Origin of the sequence: Tateyamaria sp. Alg231-49, assembly GCF_900143535.1 — a bacterium.
GTDB lineage: Bacteria > Pseudomonadota > Alphaproteobacteria > Rhodobacterales > Rhodobacteraceae > Tateyamaria.
The window spans coordinates 95637-116991 of record NZ_FRFA01000006.1; the positions used below are offsets into that span (position 1 = coordinate 95637).

General features: G+C 56.5%; 19 protein-coding genes. 11 read left to right on the forward strand and 8 right to left on the reverse strand.

Annotated features, from left to right (window positions below; translation table 11 throughout):
* Nucleotides 1-78 precede the first annotated feature (78 nt).
* Both DHN60_RS11115 and DHN60_RS11120 read right to left on the reverse strand, forming a co-directional pair.
* Entirely contained in the window at nt 79-456 is a 378-nt protein-coding gene (locus DHN60_RS11115) for a hypothetical protein (protein WP_108837378.1), read from the reverse strand.
* The gene (locus DHN60_RS11120; protein ID WP_108837379.1) at nt 453-2822 is read right to left on the reverse strand and encodes a DUF1989 domain-containing protein; all 2370 of its coding nucleotides are present in this window, start codon (nt 2820-2822) and stop codon (nt 453-455) included. Before DHN60_RS11120 ends, DHN60_RS11115 begins: the two co-directional genes overlap by 4 nt.
* A 137-nt stretch (nt 2823-2959) precedes the next feature.
* Between DHN60_RS11120 and DHN60_RS11125 the strand changes: the two genes are divergently transcribed.
* Nucleotides 2960-3799: a DMT family transporter gene (locus tag DHN60_RS11125; protein ID WP_159089184.1), complete on the forward strand. Its 840-nt coding sequence runs from the start codon at nt 2960-2962 to the stop codon at nt 3797-3799.
* Here DHN60_RS11125 and DHN60_RS11130 read toward each other — a convergent pair.
* The 3 genes from DHN60_RS11130 to DHN60_RS11140 form a co-directional block, all read right to left on the reverse strand.
* Nucleotides 3784-4812, reverse strand: a complete 1029-nt coding sequence (locus DHN60_RS11130) for a GlxA family transcriptional regulator (protein ID WP_159089185.1) — start codon at nt 4810-4812, stop codon at nt 3784-3786. The genes DHN60_RS11125 and DHN60_RS11130 overlap by 16 nt on opposite strands.
* A gap of 1 nt (nt 4813) precedes the next feature.
* On the reverse strand, nt 4814-5698 hold the full coding sequence (locus tag DHN60_RS11135; RefSeq protein WP_255415565.1) for a bifunctional 5,10-methylenetetrahydrofolate dehydrogenase/5,10-methenyltetrahydrofolate cyclohydrolase: 885 nt from the start codon (nt 5696-5698) through the stop codon (nt 4814-4816).
* A 753-nt stretch (nt 5699-6451) separates the two neighbouring features.
* On the reverse strand, nt 6452-6751 hold the full coding sequence (locus DHN60_RS11140) for a DUF6476 family protein (protein WP_108837382.1): 300 nt from the start codon (nt 6749-6751) through the stop codon (nt 6452-6454).
* Here DHN60_RS11140 and DHN60_RS11145 point away from each other — a divergent pair.
* Together DHN60_RS11145 and rpoH are read left to right on the forward strand one after the other, a co-directional pair.
* The gene (locus DHN60_RS11145; RefSeq protein WP_108837383.1) at nt 6741-7763 is read left to right on the forward strand and encodes an RluA family pseudouridine synthase; all 1023 of its coding nucleotides are present in this window, start codon (nt 6741-6743) and stop codon (nt 7761-7763) included. The two genes, DHN60_RS11140 and DHN60_RS11145, sit on opposite strands and share 11 nt — an antisense overlap.
* Before the next feature lie 254 nt (nt 7764-8017).
* The gene (gene rpoH, locus DHN60_RS11150) at nt 8018-8914 is read left to right on the forward strand and encodes an RNA polymerase sigma factor RpoH (protein ID WP_108837384.1); all 897 of its coding nucleotides are present in this window, start codon (nt 8018-8020) and stop codon (nt 8912-8914) included.
* Between the two features lie 67 nt (nt 8915-8981).
* On the opposite strand, the gene DHN60_RS11155 is transcribed toward rpoH, so the two are convergent.
* Nucleotides 8982-9521: a hypothetical protein gene (locus tag DHN60_RS11155; protein ID WP_159089186.1), complete on the reverse strand. Its 540-nt coding sequence runs from the start codon at nt 9519-9521 to the stop codon at nt 8982-8984.
* A gap of 144 nt (nt 9522-9665) precedes the next feature.
* Between DHN60_RS11155 and DHN60_RS11160 the strand changes: the two genes are divergently transcribed.
* From DHN60_RS11160 to DHN60_RS11185, 6 genes are all read left to right on the forward strand, one after another.
* Complete coding sequence (locus DHN60_RS11160) at nt 9666-10658, forward strand: Gfo/Idh/MocA family protein (protein WP_108837386.1); 993 nt, start codon at nt 9666-9668, stop codon at nt 10656-10658.
* Nucleotides 10659-10703: 45 nt separating this feature from the next.
* The gene (locus tag DHN60_RS11165; protein WP_108837387.1) at nt 10704-10973 is read left to right on the forward strand and encodes a DksA/TraR family C4-type zinc finger protein; all 270 of its coding nucleotides are present in this window, start codon (nt 10704-10706) and stop codon (nt 10971-10973) included.
* A gap of 136 nt (nt 10974-11109) precedes the next feature.
* Entirely contained in the window at nt 11110-11952 is an 843-nt protein-coding gene (locus tag DHN60_RS11170) for an alpha/beta fold hydrolase (protein WP_108837388.1), read from the forward strand.
* Between the two features lie 518 nt (nt 11953-12470).
* Nucleotides 12471-13496 (forward strand): ABC transporter substrate-binding protein, encoded by a 1026-nt coding sequence (locus DHN60_RS11175; RefSeq protein WP_108837389.1) that lies wholly within the window; start codon nt 12471-12473, stop codon nt 13494-13496.
* Between the two features lie 24 nt (nt 13497-13520).
* Entirely contained in the window at nt 13521-15719 is a 2199-nt protein-coding gene (locus DHN60_RS11180; RefSeq protein WP_199913661.1) for an iron ABC transporter permease, read from the forward strand.
* Complete coding sequence (locus tag DHN60_RS11185) at nt 15716-16789, forward strand: ABC transporter ATP-binding protein (RefSeq protein WP_108837391.1); 1074 nt, start codon at nt 15716-15718, stop codon at nt 16787-16789. Before DHN60_RS11180 ends, DHN60_RS11185 begins: the two co-directional genes overlap by 4 nt.
* Here DHN60_RS11185 and DHN60_RS11190 read toward each other — a convergent pair.
* Nucleotides 16786-17574 carry an inositol monophosphatase family protein gene (locus tag DHN60_RS11190; RefSeq protein ID WP_108837392.1) on the reverse strand — a complete coding sequence of 263 codons (789 nt, stop codon included), beginning with the start codon at nt 17572-17574 and terminating at the stop codon, nt 16786-16788. The two genes, DHN60_RS11185 and DHN60_RS11190, sit on opposite strands and share 4 nt — an antisense overlap.
* A 322-nt stretch (nt 17575-17896) precedes the next feature.
* On the opposite strand from DHN60_RS11190, the gene DHN60_RS11195 reads away from it, so the two are divergent.
* Together DHN60_RS11195 and DHN60_RS11200 are read left to right on the forward strand one after the other, a co-directional pair.
* Nucleotides 17897-18412 carry a toxin-activating lysine-acyltransferase gene (locus DHN60_RS11195; RefSeq protein ID WP_108837393.1) on the forward strand — a complete coding sequence of 172 codons (516 nt, stop codon included), beginning with the start codon at nt 17897-17899 and terminating at the stop codon, nt 18410-18412.
* Nucleotides 18413-18416: 4 nt separating this feature from the next.
* On the forward strand, nt 18417-19322 hold the full coding sequence (locus DHN60_RS11200) for a Hint domain-containing protein (RefSeq protein ID WP_108837394.1): 906 nt from the start codon (nt 18417-18419) through the stop codon (nt 19320-19322).
* 174 nt (nt 19323-19496) lie between these two features.
* On the opposite strand, the gene DHN60_RS11205 is transcribed toward DHN60_RS11200, so the two are convergent.
* Nucleotides 19497-21317, reverse strand: coding sequence for a M3 family oligoendopeptidase (locus DHN60_RS11205; RefSeq protein WP_108837395.1), 1821 nt, complete (start codon nt 21315-21317; stop codon nt 19497-19499).
* Nucleotides 21318-21355: the final 38 nt, after the last annotated feature.

Sequence of the window (21355 nt, forward strand, 5' to 3'; positions counted from 1 at the left end):
GGTCAGTAGTAAGACTCGCACAGAAGCCATCTGCATGGGCTGTTGTTCCGCAGGCAATGCAAAGAACAACTGTGCGGATCATGGCGAGACCAACTGTTTGCCTTCAAGCAGTTTGAACGGAGTTGGCGGTGTTTTCTTGCTGACCCAATAGAACGTCCCATCCCATTCCATTACAAACCAGCCTTCCCAGTCTGAATCTCGTGGCCAGAGGCTTTGGTATTCATCTTTGTCCGCGTCGATACGCCATTGGCCTCGGGTCGAGCGCGCACCTTCTTGGGCGTAAATGGTCGTGCCGTCCGCGCCAAAAAACTGACGATACATGGTGCCGTCCCATTTACCTACAGCCGTGTTGCCCGACAGCAGCGCGTCGATTTCGTGCGCCTTCAGCTTTACCGATTGGGCTTGCGCAGGCAACGCCAGAACCAAGAGGCAAGCAAGGAACGCGCGCCGGATCACGATCTGGGCCGCTCTTTCTTTGGATCGTAATGGGCGAAAGGCACGATTTCAGCTGGAAGGCGTTTTTGATGGCCATCCAGTTTGCCGACTTCAACCTGTGTACCGATGTCAGCATGGGCCACATCAATCCGGGCCAGCGCGATGTTCTTGTCCAGCAGGGGCGAACGCATGGATGATGTCACCTCGCCAATTTGCGCGCGTCCGATGTGGATGCAGTCGGCGTGATCCACACCCACATTGCTGTCGATGTCGAGGCCGACAAGCTTGCGGCTCGGGTGTTCCTTGCGTCGGATCAAAGCGTCGCGCCCAATGAAATCGTCGGGCTTGGATTTCAGTGGGACGGTAAAGCCGATCCCGGCCTCGAATGGGTCGGTCTGGTCGGAAAAATCGTATCCAGCAAAGATCAGCCCAGCCTCGATCCGCACCATGTCCAGTGCCTCTAGCCCCATGGGGCGCAGGCCGTGGTCTTGCCCTGCTTCCCAGATAGCATCGAATATTTTGGGCGCATGTTTGGGATGGCACATGACTTCGTATCCCAGCTCGCCTGTGTAGCCAGTTCGCGAAATCACAAAGGGGGTGCCGCCCTCATCGTTCAGACGCGCGGGTGTGAAGCGGAACCAGCCAAGCTGGTCGAATTCGGGATTGTGTGGCGCGGTCCAGACGATCTTGCGCAAGAGGTCGCGGCTTTCGGGGCCTTGGACAGCAACGTTGTGGAGTTGGTCGGTGGAAGACCGCACCAGCACCTTCAGCCCCAGTTTCTCGGCCTGTTCACGCAGCCATTCGCCGCCGTAATCATTACCGCCAATCCAGCGGAAATTGTCCTTGCCCAAACGGAAGACCGTACCGTCGTCGATCATACCGCCGTGCTCATAGCACATGGCGGTGTAGACCACGCCGCCCACAGCCAGCGTTTTCATGTTGCGGGTAAACACATATTGGCAGAGCGCTTCTGCGTCAGGGCCCGTAATCTCGAACTTTCGCAAGGGCGACAGATCCATGATGACTGCCTGCTTGCGGCAGGCCCAGTATTCATCAATCGGGCCCGCCTCGGCAAAACAATTGGCAAGCCAGTAGCCGTTGTATTCGATGAAGTTGCGGGTGTGCTTGGCAAAGCTGTCGTGAAAGCCGGTTTGTTTGGTCATTTTTGGGTCCGCATCAGGGGTAGGCCGGTAGGCGACACTGCGTTGAAAGGTCTCGCGCCCGCTGTAGGTGCGCACGTGGATGTCCGTGGGGTTCCAGCCATTGGCGGCAGTGGTGTCGTCCGGACAGGCGGACGAGACACAAACAATGTCTGTGAGCGCGCGCAGCAAGACATAGTCACCGGGGCGCGACCATGGTTCGTCCGAATACATGACACCGTGTTCGTCGAGATAGGTGTTGAAGAAGAAGTTTATGGCCATCCACCCGGGCCGGCCCGTGACGTTGAATTCGGCCAGCGCGGAGTTAAAGTTTTCCGAACAGTTGGCGTGACCCGGATAACCGATGTCGTCGTAGTACTTGGCCGAGCAGGCGAGTGCGAAGGCGTCGTGGCGCCCGCAGGTGTCTTGCACCGCTTCGACAAGCGGTAGCATTTCCTGATCGTAGTATTTCGCGTGCAGGCCCGGCATTGGATAGGCATGGCCCATAAGCGTGCGGGTGGTTGTCACGTCCAAAGCGTGTTCGATGCCTTTGTCGAGCTTGCGCGCAGAAAAGCATTCAAAATCCGTACACTGACGGCCATCGACATCGATGATCTGAATGTAATCCCCTGCTTTGACAAAGAATGCTTCGGCCGTCTGCGTATGCACGCGAATGTCAGCAACAGGGTCGGCCAACGGGTCAGGTAATTCAAATTTTGTATGACTTTTGATCGTGGAGCGCTGGATCATCACGGTGAGCGGGGTCACGGTGTCCTGTGCCTCGGCATCCATCGGCTCGCCGGGGGCGGCAATAATCAACGTGCCATCGCGGGAGACGCGTATCGTCTCTTCGGCTTTGGCGTGCGTGTCCAACTCGAACAGGCGAGTTGCTTGCGCAGATGAAAGATCGATCTTGCGTGCGTCCAGACCCATGCGAAGACCGCGCAGCGATTGATCGCTGCCCTCCAACAACGCGCGCAACCCTTCCGCAGGAGCGTCTGCTGGGCGGTCAAGGATGCTGTCATTCACCCGACCTTTGTCATCAGCACTGACAATTTCGCAGACTTGACCGCCTTCATCATTGATGACCGTCAGGCAATCACCAGTTTCAACAGGAATGAGAACGGCACCCGCGCCCTGTACGACATACCGTTCCATACCGCGAGGCATCGAGAACTGAGCTGGTTGGATAATCTGGCTGGGGCGAGGTGGGCCCGGTTTAACACTGGGGTAGGGGTCATCAAGCATTGTCACCTCCCGAACCGCCAAAATTTTGCACTAGCGGAATAATTGTTTAACTGTGAGAATACTCTTGCAGCGCATATGCTGCAAGGGAAGGGTACATCGTACGTGAAAAAATTCTATCCATGCACGGTGTCCTTGTCATGGGAGCACTGACCTTAGGACTAATAGCTGCGTTCAGCTGGGGCGTGCATGACACGATGGTGCGCTACATCTCCCAAAAAGTAGGCGTGTTCCGTTCTTTGTTCCCCGTTTTGCTGACCGGAACGTTGGTGACGACCATACTGGCCTTTGCGCTGGACACCGGCAGTATGACTGGCCAGGCGCGCGTCATGGCGCTTTTGTCGGGGTTGGTGTTTGGGGTAACAGGGGTGTCGTTTTTCGCAGCCCTCGCTATCGGACCGGTCCGGGTCGTGGCTCCGGTCGTGGCCAGCTTTCCGATCTTGTCGGTCGCTTGGGCTGTAGCAAATGGACAATCGGTCACGATGTTGCAATGGCTGGCAGTGCTGGTGATCGTCGGCGGATGTGGATTTGCGGCAATGTCTTCGGCCGACGAAGAGGCGGCCCCGCCAACGCTCCAAGCTGTCCTGTGGTCGGTGCTGGCCGCTGTCGGGTTTGCCCTGTCCCTCGCCCTTGGCCAGTTGTCAGTTGCAGACGGCACCGAATTGACAGCGATTGCCATCGCCCGCGTTGGCGCGGTCGGGGTTGTGGTGCTGATTGCTCTGATACTGCGCAAACCTGTGCTGCCTGTTCGGTCGGCGTTGCCGATCTTGTTGGCCATGGGATTGCTTGATGCAATTGCCATAGGGGCGGTGATGGTTGCGGGCAACTACGCGTACCCTGCATTTGCCTCAGTCGGCGCGTCAATTTTTGGAGTTTTGACAATCATATTCGCCTCCATCTTTTTGAAGGAGCCGGTGACCCGATCCCAATGGATGGGGATCGTTATAGTTTTCGTGGCAATCGGTTATCTGGCGCTCTGACGGCCATCGTAGGTCAGCAACTGAATGCTTTTGCGAGCGCGCATCTGGGACGGCGTGACGCCGTATTCCACTTTGACGGCCTTTGCCATCGTGGTGCATGAGCCAAAGCCGCAAGCCACGGCGATATCGATCATCGGCAACAGCGATTCCTCGATCATTGTCCTGACGCGTTTGACCCGCAGACGCTTGTAAAAACGCGCGGGCGTATCGTTGAAAGTCTTGCGGAATACCCGTTCGAGATGGCGCGATGAAATCCCGACATGTGCCGTGATCTCATCCATCGACATGGGTTCATTCACTGTGTCTTCCATCAGACGGATCACTTCCGTCAGGCGAGCATCAAACAACCCTTCATTGTCAGAGAGACATTTGGGCTGGTCAGCGTCGCTTTTGCGGATTGTCTGGAGCATCAGATGACTGCCAAGCTCCGCCACCTGTGGGCGCGTCAGATAGGGAGAGATAAGCCCAACAATCAGTTCCAGCGTGGCGCCGTCGCCGGCAGCCGTTATGATGCCGTCTGAATTTTCACTCAGGTGCGTCGTTAGTTTTGGATGATACCCGGTTTCGACCAGCGCGGTGACGTCGCGCCAATGGGTCGTGACATGGCCTCCGGGTGCCTTTGTCGCCCTGATATACGCTGTCGCGGCGTCTGACAGCAGCACGACAGTGCGCGCTTTGCGTTGCATTGCGCGGAGCCGGGGCAGCCAAGTGTCTGCGATTGTACGCTTGCCCCCAATCACGATCATCATATCCGCGAGGCGATGATCTGCGATCGCGGGTTCGGCCCGAACCAAAGCACCATGATCACCAGAAACGACACCGGGCTTGTCTGTGCTGAACCGCCAAGAAAAAAGGTCGCGTCCAAGCAATGTGTTGGCAGTTGCAAGCACATGCGTGACGGATGTCAGTTCCAGGCTATTGAACCCTTTGCTGACATGGATCTCAATGGTTTGCGCCTTGGCGTGCATGTCGACGGAGGCCGCGACGTCAAAGCGGTTGTCCTGTTTGCCCATGTTAAACCACCCATCCTGCTGAAATTTGGCGTTGGTATGCGACGGTGGCATTTCGCATCAGGATTGCCACAGTCACCGGGCCGACTCCTCCGGGGACGGGTGTGATCCAACCTGCGATTTCGCTGACCGCATCGGTATCAACGTCCCCCACAATGTAAGATGTGCCATCCGGCCCTTCGACTTGGTTGATCCCTATGTCTATCACGGCGGCACCTGGTTTGATCATGTCTGGTCCTAGGAAATGCGCGATTCCCACGGCCACCACAACCACGTCTGCGCGTCTCGAATGCATCGAGACTGAGCGTGTCATATGGTGACAAACAGTGACAGTTGCACCTTCCGCCATCAGCATCATTGCTGCCGGTTTGCCCACGATTTTGGAGTGCCCAATCATCACGACCTCAAGTCCCTTGAGGTCAAGACCAGTAGCCTTAATCAATTCGACACTGGCCGCCGCTGTACAGGGTGCCAAAGCTACATCCGAATAAACAATGTTGCCGATGGAAGCAGGGTTCATTCCCTCCACATCCTTGAGCGGGTGGATGGCGGATTGCAGTGACCGCAGGTTGATATGGTCTGGCACTGGGCGTTGCAGGATGATCCCAAGGACACCATCATCGTCATTCATGCGCTGTATGCGCACTTTTGCCTCGTCTTGGCTGATGTCGCCTGGCCAGAACTGCGATTCAAATGGAAGGCCAGCGCGGGCTGCACCACGCTCCTGATTTCGCACATATACTGCGACTTCGGGAACGTCTCCAATAGAAACGGAGACAAGACGGCCGATATTGCTGTTGCATTGAACAAAGGACCGGCAGTCTTCCAGGATGCTGGCTGCGACGGCCCGCCCGTCGATGTGATTGGTGTTCAGAGCGCGATCTTTCACAGGGAATCCAATTTCGGTTGTCGGTTTAGCTTGCCAGAGCGTCCCAGAAATATTCTCTTTGTGCAATTTTTTTTACTGTGAGTGTGATTTTTTGCTTTAAAAACCGCAATGGGGTCGCTGGGATCAGGCAAACGCTCATCAGAATCTTGAGAACATGCCTATCCTGAACAGGGTTAAAGTTCCGACAACACGTTCTGCAAACTGCATTTTGCAACGCTTTCCGGGGAAACTCGCAGGGAATCGTGAGGCCGGAGCGAAACGAATTTGCAAGACAAGATGAAAATCATCCGGTTCACGCCGGAAGAATACTCGTCGAAATAGTGCGCGGCCAAGTCCAAACGAAGTGGTCAACGCCGCTACAGGTGCGCGAGTCCGGGTTGGACGGTATGTCGTATACACGGGGCCGGGGCAGGAACCGAAACGGCGGGCAGCGGCCAGACAGGGCGACGAGACCAGTCAATGAGCGCAAGCGGCAGGTGAAGGTGGGGCGCGGGGATGTTTCTGATGGCGGATCAAGAGGGCTCTGCTTCGAGACCGGGAGGTGCTGGGATAAGACTGTTTTCGAAAAAACACATGGTACCACCCAGTTGATCTATAGACTTTTGATGTACTTGGACGTCGCGCTGGACTGTTTGCCTGTCGGCAAATACGCCCACCCGCCGACCCAAAGACTATTTCCCAGACGAAAATCTGACAGCCTGTCCCTGCAAACGGTCCCTAACTCAGCGCGCGTCTGACTGTGCAGAAACTGCTTTAGTCCAGTACAATTGTCTGACGCAGAGTCCCTGTCACCTGATCGTAGATCAGAATGTGATCATCTTTCGTCACGATGCCAAACCAGTCTGAGCCCACTGTGAACGCTGTCGCGATTGCACCGTCCGGCAATGTAACCTGTTCGGGCAACGGCAGCGGCGCGGGGTCCGCATTCAGGCGGATGACAAGCAGCGAGACCACGGTTACAACGCCGCCAATCATGATGACGGTCAGTACTGTCACCAGTCGGCGCAAAAACCGTAGGTTCGCCGGTTCAAGAGGGGTTTCGATGTCGTCCAACCACCTGTCCTTTGTTATCGCCGACGAACCGCCCGCGCGTCTTGATAAGGCGATTGCGCGCGACGTGCCAGAGGGGGCTGCTTTGTCCCGGACTCGATTGGCGCGGCTGATTGCAAATGGTGCGGTGACGGTCGATGGGGTTACCGCCTCTGACCCCAAGGCTCGTGTGGCGGCAGGTGCCGTAATTGGTGTTGTGGTCGAAGAGGCGCAGGAAAGTCACATCTTGCCAGAAGCGATCGCGCTCGACGTCGTCTATGAAGATGCAGACCTGATTGTCGTCAACAAGCCAGCGGGCATGGTCGTGCATCCGGCACCGGGGTCGCCGTCGGGTACGTTGGTCAATGCGCTGATGCACCACTGCGGTGATGATCTGTCTGGGGTAGGGGGAATGAAACGCCCCGGCATCGTGCACAGGATCGACAAGGACACCAGTGGATTGCTGGTTGTCGCCAAGTCCGATGCAGCCCATCACGGACTGGCCGCTCAGTTCGCAGCCCACACAGTTGAGAGGTATTATCGCGCCTTGGTTTATGGTGTTCCGGACGCCAATGATCCGCGCCTGCGGGGGATAAAAGGGGCCAGTTTCGAGGCCGGCAATGTGTTGAAGCTGACCACGCAACTGGCGCGGCACAAGACAGACCGTCAGAGGCAGGCAGTGCTGTTTCAGGGGGGGCGTCATGCCGTCACACGCGCGCGCCTCGTCGCGCGATACGGCACTCCCGAAGTGCTTGCCCAGATCGAATGTTGGCTGGAAACCGGGCGCACGCATCAAATCCGGGTGCATATGGCTCATGCCGGGCACGGATTGGTGGGCGATCCGGTCTATGGCGGGCGGCGGAAACTGGCGCGTGGGGCGTTAAGTGAGGCGGCGGTGGAGGCTGTTTCGGGGTTTGGCAGGCAGGCACTGCACGCTGCGGTATTGGGATTCGTACATCCAGTTTCCGGAGAAAACATGCGCTTTGAGGCGCCGTTGCCGCACGATTTTCAGACTCTCTTGGACCTTCTGGTCTGAATCAGCACTCCGGTTTATAACATTTTGAGTTAGAAACTGGTCGGTACACAACGCAAATTTCCAAAAATGTGCCAATTCTGAAATGAACAGCACATGCGCGTGAAAACACAGTGCTATGGCTACCGGCGCCCCTGTAAACGTGGCATTTTCTTCTCAACCGCTTTTGCCCTTGAAGGGGGCCGTTAGCGCACCCATATAGATGTTAAGCCCATAAACATCCTCGTAAGGGATGGGGTACACAGGAGGGATAATACATGGCCAATTATGCAAATTTGCCCGCACCCACGCCCGAAGGTGGGTTGAACCGTTATATGCAGGAAATCCGCAAGTTTCCGCTGCTGGAGCCTGAAGAAGAATACATGCTGGCCAAGGCATGGGTCGAAAAAGAAGACACCGGCGCCGCCCACAAAATGGTGACGTCGCACTTGCGCCTCGCGGCCAAAATCGCGATGGGCTACCGCGGCTACGGCTTGCCGCAGGCCGAAGTGATTTCCGAGGCCAATGTGGGCCTGATGCAGGCGGTCAAACGCTTTGACCCTGAAAAGGGCTTTCGGCTGGCAACTTATGCGATGTGGTGGATCCGCGCTTCGATCCAGGAATACATCCTGCGGTCCTGGAGCCTTGTGAAACTCGGCACGACGTCTGCACAGAAAAAACTGTTCTTCAACCTGCGTAAGGCAAAGAACAAGATCGGCGCTTTGGAAGAAGGCGACATGCGCCCAGAAAACGTGGCGCGCATTGCGACCGATCTTGGTGTGACTGAAACTGAGGTCATCAGCATGAACCGCCGCTTGTCTGGTGGGGACGCGTCGCTGAACGCGACCGTCGGTTCCGAAGGCGAGGGGACGATGCAATGGCAGGACTGGCTTGAGGACGAAAGTGCCGATCAGGCTGGGGACTACGAAGCTCGCGACGAGCTGGAAGTGCGCCGTGAAATGCTCTCGGAAGCGTTGGAGGTGCTGAATGATCGGGAAAAGGATATCCTGACCCAACGCCGCCTGTCCGAAAAGGTAATCACGCTTGAGGATCTGTCAGAACAATACGGTGTCAGCCGTGAACGTATCCGCCAGATTGAGGTGCGTGCCTTTGAAAAATTGCAGAAGAAGATGCGTGACATCGCCAAAACCAAAGGGCTGATGGCCACCGCATGACCTGAAGTCTCAAAAGACGCGAAAGGCCCCGCATGTTGCGGGGCCTTTTTTGCTTTAGGGCTGCTGATCAGCCGGTGATTTCGCGCTGACAGGCAATCACAGCGTCTAGTCCGGGTTCAATTTTGAGCGCAGCAAGGTTCACGGTCACGGTGGTGCCACTAGACGAAATGATCTCCATACTGCGGCGCTCCTTGAGGTCAAACTCAAGCGTTTGGTCACGCGAAACAATCACACCGCCATGATACCCGTCCCGGTCAACCGTCGATGCGACCCCCGCATATGTGTTTGGCCCAATTTTGACGACAACGACCTCTTCTGGGTTGACGTCAACGGGGCGTTCGCCCGGTACATAGATTGCGACAAACCCAAAGCTGTCATTTGGACCCGTTCCAAGCATCGCGGCTTCGGTTCCGATCTGCATGACAATGCCCTTGTCTGATTGGTGCTCCATGAAACACCCTTGGGTGGCTTCGTTGACGAAGATATTCCAAGTGCCTTCGGTGGATTTGAAGTCGTAAGGTTGCGCTGTCACCAGTGTTGTGGATGCAGTGACGAGTGCGGCAAAAACGGACAACACCCTTGTTTTGAAATGGTTTGGGCTGGTCATGTGGCTCGCTCCCTATTGCGGTTGTGTTGGCTGGATCCCACCGTAAGGTATAGTGCAACTATGACAAGACGCGCCGCGTCTGGTCGGCGGACTTGGGATCAAATGGCCGTTGCAATTTGATCCGGACAGTGAGGATTTGAACAGATGCATGCACTTCGATGGGGAATACTGGGCGCGGCTAAATTCGCGCGTCAGCACATGGCGCCTGCCATTCATGCGGCCAAAGGGGCCGAACTCGTCGCCCTTGCGACGTCGTCTGCGGACAAGGCCCAAGGGTTTCAGGCGTTTTGCCCCAGCCTGAAAGTGCATGACAGTTACGAGGCGTTGCTGGCTGATCCGGGCATTGATGCAGTTTACATTCCTCTGCCCAATCATTTGCATGTGGAGTGGTCCCTGAAAGCGCTTGCCGCCGGGAAACATGTTTTGTGTGAAAAGCCGATGGCGATGGCGGCGTCGGAATACGCCGCACTGATCGAGGCGCGCGATGCGTCGGGATGCTTTGCCGCCGAAGCCTACATGATCGTACACCATCCACAGTGGCAGCATGCGCGCGCGCTCTATCAGGCGGGCGAGATCGGTCAGCTTATTCATGTCGAGGGACTGTTTTGCTATGACAACGCATCTGACCCCGGAAACGTGCGCAACAAGCCCGACACCGGTGGGGGCGGCATTCCAGATATCGGTGTGTACACCTATGGGGCCACCCGCTGGCTGAGCGGGGAGGAGCCGAATGTGATCACCCATGCGGATGTCGATTTCGAGAATGGGGTGGACGTGCTGGCCCGTGTCTCGGCGCGGTTCCCGACGTTTTCGGCGCACTGGGTCAACTCAATGCGGATGCATCCATTTCAGCAGATGACTTTTGTCGGCACAGAAGGGGTGATCAAGATGACAGCCCCGTTCAATGCAGGTGTGTTTGGGACGGCGCGATTGGAGTTGCAAAAGAATGCAGGGTCAGCAGATCAACCCCCTGCGATCACGGAACAGCGGTTTCCGGGCGTGAACCAGTACGTGCTGCAGGTCGAGGCCTTTGGGGCGCATGTGCGTGACGGGGCGGCGTATCCGTGGCATCTGGAAGATGCGCGCGGCACGCAGAGCTTGATTGATGCGGTCTTTGCCAAGGCGCGGGGTGGGTGAACTGTTCCTCGGGGAGAGTTTTGCCGGCGGGATGAAGGAGAGATCATGGCAGGTGGTTGGGCCAAGGACGGCGCGGTGTCCGAGCAGATAGAGGCATCGATTTCAGACGAGTTGGCCCGGATGAAGGGGCGGCGGGCGCCGGTGGGTGAGAGCCTTGAATTCTGTGCAGAATGTGAGGAGCCGATCCCTGAGGCGCGCCGTGTTGCGGTGCCGGGAGTGAAGCTGTGTGTGGACTGTGTGGCGCAGCGGGACGCGGCCTTTCAGCGGCGTGGCGGGATCAACCGGCGGGGCAGCAAGGATTCCCAGTTGAAGTGAGGTGTCCCACGCTGGGACATGCGCCTACCCACGTATTTTCAATGGGTTACAGAAGCGTGTTCATGTACTGTTAAGACTTGCGGCTCGGGAACTAACCGGTGCCGGGTGCAAAATTCGCCAGATGGAGTGACATTGAATGTTCATCGAACTTGAGACCGCGCGTATCTTTTTTGACGTGATTGGTACCGGGTTGGAACTGACCCCGGACGCGATGAAGGAGCGGCCCACGCTGTTGGTTCTGCATGGTGGTCCGGGCTATGATCACACCACTCTGCGCCCCTATTTTGACCGCTTCGCGGACACGCATCAGGTGGTCTATCTGGATCACCGGGGCTGTGGCCGTTCGACCGGAGACATTGAGACGTGGACGCTGGATCAGTGGGCCGATGATATTGCTGCGTTTTGTATCGCTTTGGGCATCGAAAAGCCGGTTGTGTTTGGTCAGTCTTTTGGCGGCATGGTCGCGATGCACTACGCCGCGCGTCATCCCGAAGGGCCATCCAAAGTTATTCTGTCGTCCACGGCGGCACAGTTTCGGCTGGACGCAGCAGTAGATATGATGCGCCGCCTTGGCGGGGACGCGGCCGCAGAGGCATCGCACGCCTTTTTCTCAGCCCCATCATTGGAGCGCTATGAGGTCTATGGAGAGACCTGTCTGCCCCACTACACCCAGTCCTATGATCCGGGCGCAGCCACATTTCGCGGCCGCGCGATCGAGCGCCCGGAGGTTGCGGTGCATTTCTTTACTGCTGAGATGATGGGTATGGATATGCGGCCTGAACTGGCGCAGATCACCTGCCCGACATTGGTGATGGGCGGAGCGCTAGACCCGGTGACGCCGCCGATCTGTTCAGAGGAGATCGCCAAGGCGGTAGGCCAAAACGCGACCCTTGAGATGTTTGGGGGCTGCGGGCACGGCGCGCACCGCGATGATCCGGAGGGGGCCGAACGGGTGATGCGGGCATTTTTGGCAAGTTAGGGTGTCTGTTTGCTGTGTCGATACAGGCCTTGGCCCTTGAACGCTTCGAGGTCGTCAACAAAGCCTGACATCATCGACACCCCTTTGGCCCAGAAGTTCCGGTTCGAGGCGTTAAGCCCGAAAGGGGGGGCAGCGGGGCCTTGTGGTGTTTGCCTCAACTGCCTTGAGCCTCTGAGGCATGAGTTGCCGGGCGGCCATAAAATTGTGCCTCAAAAACGCCTGCGTAGGGTTTCGCAAGAGGTGCGAGGCGTTAAAAAAGTTCGGCAATCCCAACGTTCTTTATATTCATTCGCCTGGCCGCAGTGATCGTTTGAACCTGAACCCGGGTCACGTAAAGCGCCGCAAGCCCCAACCTCTCTCAGAGTAATTTATCTTCCCAAACCAGTAAAACTCGTTACGCTGATACTGTTGGGCCATGATCACGAAAAATGTGACGTTCCGACACGTCTTGTCCGGCCAAAGGTGGCGGTGACAGGAGATTAATACCGGGCCTTAAGCCCGACCAAGGGAGGATTACCATGAAGAGATTAAGCACACTTGCGCTGACGTCTATCGTCGCGCTGGGCGCAGGCGTATCTGCGGCGCAGGCTGACAAACTGACGCTGTATTGCTCGGCGCAAGAAGACTGGTGCCAGCTGATGGCGCGAAGCTTTGAAGACGCCACAGGCATTGACGTGAACATGACCCGCAAATCGTCCGGCGAGACCTTTGCGCAGATCAAAGCCGAATCTGCCAACCCAAAAGGGGACGTTTGGTGGGGTGGTACGGGCGATCCGCATTTGCAAGCTGCCGAGGAGAACCTGACAATGGCCTACGTGTCACCGATGCGAGACCAGTTGCATGACTGGGCGATCAGTCAGGCGACATCCGCTGGTGACAAAACAATCGGGATTTATTCTGGTGCGCTTGGCTATGGGTATAACACCGACCTTTTGGCTGCCAACAACCTGCCCGAGCCATCGTGCTGGAAGGACCTTTTGAAGCCTGAGTACAAAGGCCACGTTCAAATGGCGAACCCCAATTCATCGGGAACGGCCTATACGACGCTCGCCTCGATGGTGCAGCTGTTTGGTGAAGACGAGGGCTTTGAGTTCATGAAAGGCCTTCATGCCAACATCAACCAGTACACCAAGTCCGGCTCTGCCCCGATCAAAGCGGCGGGTCGTGGTGAAAACACCATCGGAATTGTGTTCATGCACGACGCGGTGAAGCAGGCTGTTTCGGGTTTCCCTGTGAAGGTCGTCGCACCTTGTGAGGGCACTGGATATGAAATCGGTTCGATGTCGATCATTGAAGGCGCGCGAAATGAGGACGAAGCCAAGAAGTTCTATGACTGGGCCTTGTCCACGGATGCGCAGAACCTCGCGCTGGAAGTGAACGCGTTCCAGGTGCCGTCGAACACTGGTGCCGAGACGTCACCGTCTGCGCCGGACATGTCGACGATTACTTTGATCGACTATGACTTTAAGACCTATGGCTCGTCTGCCGAGCGCAAGCGTCTGCTGCAGAAATGGGACGAAGACGTCTCGACGTTGCCGCAGTAAAACTTGCGAAACGTTTCAACTGAAATGACCGCCCATCTGGCCTTGATCTTTTGGATCGTCGCCGGGTGGGTCGGGTTCTGTATTTTGCCCTGGTACGGGGTCGAAGACGGATTCTTTGCGTTTGAATGGTTGGTTGATGGCTATCCCTTTGATGAGGATTACGCGCCTGCGGCGTTTTTGATTGGACAGGGCGAAAAGCTCTGGCTGGCGCCGCTTATACTGCCGTTGATCACGTCGCTTTTTGCGCTTCGCCGCAAAAAGAGTGATCCGCTCTATGCAAAGATACTGATTGCGTCCGGGGCCATTGGCTTTGGGTGGCTGATTGCTCAGGGCTTTGGCATCGGCATCAGGGGGTTTAATTTTGAATGGCTGACGGCGCTGTTTGGAGACCTTGGCGACCGCCAGTTTGGTATGGGATACGGCGCGCTGTTGCTGGCCTCGGCGTACCTGTTCCTGTTCACCCAAGGCATCGCTGCACGGGGTGCGATTAACGGAGATGTCTTTGTTGTCAGCGCGATTGGTGGCGTGATCGTTATCGTCACGGTTTTCGTGTTCTTCCCGATTGCAAAGATGCTTTTGGCCGCTTTCATCACAGAGGAAGGTGGCTACTCTGCTTTGGTCTTTGCGTCCAAGTTTTTTGATGACCGTCTTTGGGGCCTTGGCTGTTTGTCTGGGGGGCGTTGTGGGGCTGCTTGGAACTCGCTTTTCCTCGCCATCACGGTTGGCATCCTGACCACTGTTCTGGGGCTGGTGTTCGCGCTTGTCGTGACGCGCTCGGGCTTCCGCTACAAACGGGCACTGCGCGCGTTGACGGTTCTGCCGATCATCACGCCGCCCTTTGTTATTGGCCTTGCCCTGATCCTGCTGTTCGGTCTGTCCGGGACGGTCACGCAGTTCTTTGCCGATCTGTTTGGGGTCCAGCCGACACGCTGGCTTTATGGCATGCCCGGCGTGCTTATTGCACAAACGCTCGCCTTTACGCCCATTGCGTTCCTTGTCCTTATTGGCGTTGTCGAAGGGGTGTCGCCGTCGATGGAGGAGGCCGCGCAGACGCTGCGTGCGAACCGTTGGCAAACGTTCCGTACAGTTTCGCTGCCGTTGATGCGGCCGGGGCTGGCAAATGCCTTTCTGCTGGGCTTTATTGAGAGCATGGCGGATTTCGGCAATCCCCTGGTTCTGGGCGGCAATTTTGATGTTCTGTCGACCGAGATATTCTTTGCAATTGTTGGCGCTCAGTATGATCAGGGCCGCGCCGCTGTCCTTGCGATGGTGCTTTTGTTTTTCACACTCTCCGCCTTCTATGCGCAGCGCATGTGGCTTGGCAAAAAGAGTTATACAACCGTTTCCGGCAAGGGCGACGCTGGTGTCCATCCGCTGATGCCAAACGGCCTTGCTGTCCCTGTTTTCATCGCGGCAGGCGTCTGGGGTCTGTTCACGGTCGTTGTGTACGGCATGATCCTTTACGGCAGCGTGGTCGAACTTTGGGGCGTCAACAACACGCTCACCTTCAAACACTATGTCACCGCGTTTTCTGTGCGCTTCGAAGAAACAGGCATCCGCTGGACAGGCGCGGCATGGGATAGTTTCTGGACGACGATCTATATTGCTGCGGCCGCTGCGCCATTGACGGCCGCCGTTGGTCTTATCACGGCCTATCTGCTGACACGGCAGTCTTTCGCAGGCAAAAACGCGTTCGAGTTTGGAACGATGCTGAGCTTTGCGATCCCGGGAACAGTTATCGGGGTCAGTTACATTCTGGCCTTTAACGTGCCGCCGATTGAGATCACCGGTACGGGCATCATACTTATTGTAAGCTTCATCTTTCGGAACATGCCTGTTGGGGTCCGCGCTGGCATCGCTTCGATGAGCCAGCTCGACAAATCGCTGGACGAAAGCTCTCTCACGCTTGGTGCGAATTCGTGGCAAACCTTCCGGCGGGTGATCTTGCCGCTTTTGAAGCCCGCAATTCTGGCAGCACTGGTTTACAGTTTTGTGCGCGCCATGACTGCGATTTCTGCCGTGATCTTTCTGGTCTCAGCAGAGTACGACATGGCGACGAGCTATATTATCGGTCGTGTTGAGAACAACGATTACGGCCTTGCGATCGCCTATTCCACAACGCTGATCTTCGTCATGCTTGCTGCGGTCGGCCTGCTACAGGTGTTGGTCGGGCGGACGAAAATCGGACGCCGCACGCAATTCGGGGCAAAGGAACAAACATGAGCGAAACACTTATTGCCAGTAAAGCCGCCCCGGTTCGTTTCGAGAACGTGACCAAAAGCTTTGGACGCGACGTTGTCGCTGTGGACAACATCGATCTGCATGTGGAGGCGGGCAAGCTTGTGACCTTGCTTGGGCCTTCGGGCTGCGGGAAAACGACGACGTTGCGTATGATTGCAGGTTTGGAAATGGCAACGTCGGGGCGCATTCTGATCGGCGACCGCGATGTCACAACGTTGCCCGCGACAGATCGCGATGTGTCGATGGTATTCCAGTCCTACGCGCTGTTTCCTCATATGAGCGTGCTGGAAAACGTGTCTTATGGCCTGACATTTTCTGGATACTCGAAATCGGAAACGCGCGACCGTGCGCTGGCCGGATTGGAGCTTGTTGGGCTGAAGGGATTCGACACACGTTTGCCCAGTGAGCTTTCGGGTGGTCAGCAGCAAAGGGTCGCCGTCGCGCGTGCGCTGGTGTTGGAGCCGCAGGTTCTGTTGTTTGACGAGCCGCTGTCCAACCTTGATGCAAAACTGCGCCGTCAGGTGCGCGAAGATATCCGCGCCATTCAACAAGACCTTGGCCTCACGGTTGTCTATGTCACCCACGATCAGGAAGAGGCGCTGGCCGTCTCTGATGAAATCGTGGTTATGCGCAACGCCTCCATCGCTCAGATTGGCACGCCGCGCAGTCTGTACGATGCGCCTGTTGACCGCTTTGTTGCCGATTTTATCGGAGAAGCGAACATCTTGCCCTGTACCATCGAGAGCTTGGATGGCGATATGGCGACGATTTCCATTGAGAGCTACGCTCATGTGCTCCCAGCCCGAGGGCTAGCAGTGGGCGCCGCAAAACTTGCTGTTCGCCCATCCAGATTGGTGATTGGTGCGCAAGATGGTTTCAAGGCGACCGTAGCCAAGGCGACCTATGTCGGTGTGCGGATGGAATACACGCTTGAGGCCAGTTTCGGTTCTATGTTCGCTGTCCACGAAGACGTGGACACGCCGCTGGAAGTTGGCACTGACGTGACCGTCGGGTTTTCTCAAAAAGGGCCGGTATTGCTGCCGGAGGCTTAATCAGTTTGCTCGAAAGCTGTTTTGGACAGCTCAAGTAGCCGATCAAATACGGCAGGCGTTCCCACAACGACACGTCCGCCATCGCGTATCATGTCGTCCGCGTTCTGCACCTCTACGCAGCCTCCGGCCTCGGCAACAATAAGTTGACCCGCAACGCAATCCCAAGCGTTCATGTGCTCTTCGGAGTACCCCAAAAGCCGCCCCGCAGCGACATAGGCCAAGGAAAGAGCCCCCGACGCGTTCCGATAGAACATTGATCCTTCATCAACCAAAGCCGCAACGAGGCGAACAATCCCTTGGTTGTTCACTCGGTTGGAGTATCCGATGCCAACTGTGCCTTCGGAAATCTTCCGTGAATCTTCGAGTTTCAGCGGCGCTCCATTCAGCTTTGCGCCTTCGCCTTTTACAGCGACAAACGTTTCGTCGTTTGCCGGATCGTGGATGACCCCGCATTCGGTTTCGGCGCCGCGAACGCCCGCAACGACAACCGTCCATGCCGGAATTCCGTTGATGAAGTTCGTGGTGCCGTCGATCGGATCGATGACCCAGGTGAACCCAGAGGTGCCGGGGGTCGGAGCGTGCTCTTCGCCGACAATGGCGTCTTGGGGAAAAGCCTTGGCCAACAGATCGCGCGTCAACAACTCGACATTGCGATCTGCCTGCGAGACAAAGTCCTGATGTCCTTTGTGGTCGATCACAAGCGTGTCTTGTTCGCGGAAATACTTGAGAGCCAAACGCCCGGCTTGTTTGCAGATATCCTCTAGGATTTGAATTCTGTCGGGCATGCGCTCTCCTTTCGCAGATAAAGACCGGTATCCTTCGAGCTATCACTGTCGACGCAGTAAACCCACAATTCATTTCATGGATGCGTTTTGAGCAACGGCTGTATGCGGCATGACCGGAGTTTTGGGACTGAGGCGTCGAGCCCGAAGGGGGGCCTTGTGGTGTTTTGAACCACCTGCGTTGAGCCCGTTGTCTGTTTCCAAATCGCAAACAATGGACACGGCTTTGCCCAATTGGAGCCTTCAATGGATTCTATGTTTTTGGTTGAACGCACTCGTGGTCGCAGCGTTATAGACCACCTGTTTACATCTACGGAGGGCATCAATGCTCATCCAGGACGTTAATAAAAAGGGAGACTTTCCCAGCCCGCCTTTGCCTGAGAGCATGGCGACTTATGGTGCGTTGTCGCTATTGGCGGCGCATTGTCCGCTTCACAAATCCTACTCGGCGGAGCTTCTCAACCGTTTGTTCCTGCCAGCTATTGAGCATAAATCTGTTCGCATATTTCGCACGTCAACCAACCAGCCCTGTGCCGCGCTCATCTGGGCCCGGCTGTCATCGCGGGTTTCATCCAGAATGTTTACCGACCACTGCCCGCCGAAGGCCAAAGAATGGAATTCCGGGGAGCATCTTTGGTTTCTGGACATTATTGCGCCATTCGGACACGGCAAAGACATCGCACGAAATCTGGTGCGAAACCCACCAAGTGAGGCGTTTTCCTTTGCCCGGATCGGCGCGGATAGGAAAATCAGAAAGCTTGTTGAGGTCAAAAGTGGGGGCCGCACACACCGGGCTTTTCGGTCCTCTTTCATTGACCCGCCTGGGCTAGATAGAGCGTAGGCATATGGGCGTTCCAATCCCAGATACGGGTTCTGTCACAGAAGACACTGATGTCGTCGGCGGTCTTCTGACGACAAGTGGCGATATCAACTACTTTCTTGGGGATGACACCGGGGACTGGACCGTCGTTTCCAATGATACGAGCCTCGGCTTTGGCAGCAGCTTTTCGATGGATGAAGACGGGAACTGGGATTTCTTCGTCGACAATGACGATCCAGACATTCAAGCACTGAATTCTGGTCAGAGCTTGGATTTTGAGTACGCGGTCTCGTCTGCAAATGGAAACTCGACCGTTACGATCACAGTATTCGGTGTCGACGAGCCTCCCTGTTTCGTACGAGGAACTTTGATCGATACGCCTGCTGGACCGCGCCCGATTGAAGATCTGTGCGCCGGTGATGAGGTCCTCACGACCGACTATGGTCCGACCCGAATAAGTTGGATCGGATCCAAGCGAACAGGAGACGGAGAAAGCGCGCTGCGAAGGGCTCTTGCACCGATTACAATTCTCCCTGACGCACTGGGTCCGGGCGTGCCTTCGCGGCCCCTGACAGTCTCCCCTTTGCATCGCGTTTTGTGGCGTGGACCCCAAGCGCAGCTGCTGTTTGGGGAGCGAGAAGTTTTATGTGCCGCTCAAACGTTGGTGAATGACATCACGGTTGTTCAGGCTCAGGCGACGCAGGTCGAGTACTTCCACATTATGCTTGAGGAACATAGCCTTATACTGGCTGAGGGATGTGAAAGCGAAAGCCTGTTTCCGGGTCGTGAGGGCCTATACCGATTTGGGGAAACTGCGCAGGAAGAAATCTTTGAACTGTTCCCTGACCTTCGCAGCTGTCCTGCGAGCTATGGGCAAGCGGCGCGGCGCATTCTCAAATCATACGAATGCAAGGCGCTGATGGCCGCATAGTTTATCTGTCCATTGGTTCTGAAGAAGCCAAATGTGGATGGTTTGAATGTCTTTCCTGCGTCAAGGCGCGCCGTTGGTCGCGCTTGAACAAACAGCCCGCTGCTCTGCCATACATCTTGCCAAGCATGATAGGCGGAAACCTTTGACTTAAGCGTCTGTGTCCTGCGACAGCGCTTAGTCCTCCATCGCTTCGAGTTCGTCAATAAAGCCCGAAATCATCGACAATCCTTTGTCCCAGAATTTCGGGTCCGAGGCGTCAAGCCCGAAGGGGGCCAGCAGTTCCTTGTGGTGTTTGGATCCACCTGCCTTGAGCATGTCGAAGTATTTCTCTTCAAAATCATCTGCTCCTTCGGCGAAGACCGAATAAAGCGCGTTTACGAGCCCGTCACCGAACGCATAGGCATAGACGTAAAATGGTGAATGTACGAAGTGGGGGATGTAGGCCCAGAAGGTTTCGTAACCGTCCATGAATTCGAAGGCAGGCCCGAGGCTTTCTGCTTGCACTGACATCCACAGCGCGTTGATGTCGTCTGGCGTCAATTCTCCGGCGCGCCGCGCCTCGTGCAGTTTGCATTCAAAGTCGTAGAACGCGATCTGGCGCACCACGGTGTTGATCATATCCTCGACCTTGCCTGCCAGCATCACCTTGCGTTGCTGTTTGTCTTTGGCCCCATCGAGCATTTTGCGGAAGGTGAGCATTTCACCAAAGACCGAGGCTGTTTCCGCCAAGGTGAGAGGCGTGGAGGAGAGCATTTCGCCTTGTTCGGCCGCGAGCACCTGATGCACGCCGTGGCCCAGTTCGTGGGCCAGCGTCATCACGTCGCGCGGTTTGCCGAGGTAGTTCAGCATGACGTAAGGGTGCACATCCGTCACCGTGGGGTGTGCGAAGGCGCCCGGCGCTTTGCCGGGTTTTACGCCTGCATCGATCCAGCCCTTGTTAAAGAAGGGTTCTGCGATTGCACCCATGCGCGGATCAAACGCGTTATAGGCGTCCATCACCGTCTTTTCCGCCTCATCCCAACCCACGGTCCGTGTGTCTTCCATAGGCAGCGGTGCGTTGCGGTCCCAAACCTGCATTGTTTCGAGGCCAAGCCATTTGCGCTTCAGCTCGTAATAGCGGTGGCTGAGTTTGGGGTAGGCGGCGACCACAGCGTTGCGCAGCGCCTCGACCACTTCGGGTTCGACCTGATTGGAAAGGTGGCGACCAGTTTGCGCGGTTGGCATGCCACGCCAGCGGTCCATGATTTCCTTTTCCTTGGCCTGCGTATTGTGCACGCGCGCGAAGGTTTTGATATTGCCTGAGAACACCTCGGCCAATTCCCGCGCCGCGGTTTCGCGTTTCTTGCGATCGGGGTCGGTGAGGAAGTTCAGCGTGCCTTCGATATTAAGCGCCTCGCCGTCGATGTCGAAGGTGAGCCCGGCGATTGTTTCGTCAAAGAGCCGTTCCCATGCATCCCCGACAACACCGAGGTCGTGCAGGAATTTCTCCATCTCGTCGGAGAGCTGGTGGGGTTTCATGGCGCGGATGCGATCAAAGATCGGTTTGTAGCGCGCGAGGTCTGCGTTTTGGGCCAGAAGCCCGGTCAGGTGGTCGTCTTCGAGCCGGTTGAGTTCGAGTGTGAAGAAGACCAGCGGTGTGGTGAAGTTCGTCACCTTTTCCTGCACGTCGGACATGAATTTTGCCCGCTCCGCATCTGTGGTCAGCTGGTAGTAGCGCAGGCCGGCAAAGGACATGATCCGCCCGGCGATCTGATTGATCCGTTCCTGCCGCTGGATACAGGCCAGCAGGCCGGGGGCATCAAGCGTGTCGAGCTTGCCCTCGTAATCATCAGCAAAGCTGGTGCAGGCACTTTCGAGCCAGTCGAGGTCGCGTTTCAGTTCTGGCGCGTCCTGTCCGGTGTAGAGATCGTCGAGGTTCCATTCGGGCAAGTTGCCGAGAGAGTCGTCCCCGCTTGATGCGTTGATGTCGCGGACGGGGAAGGGCAGCTGGAACATGGAGAACCTCATTGATGTGACGGGCCATAGGTATGGCG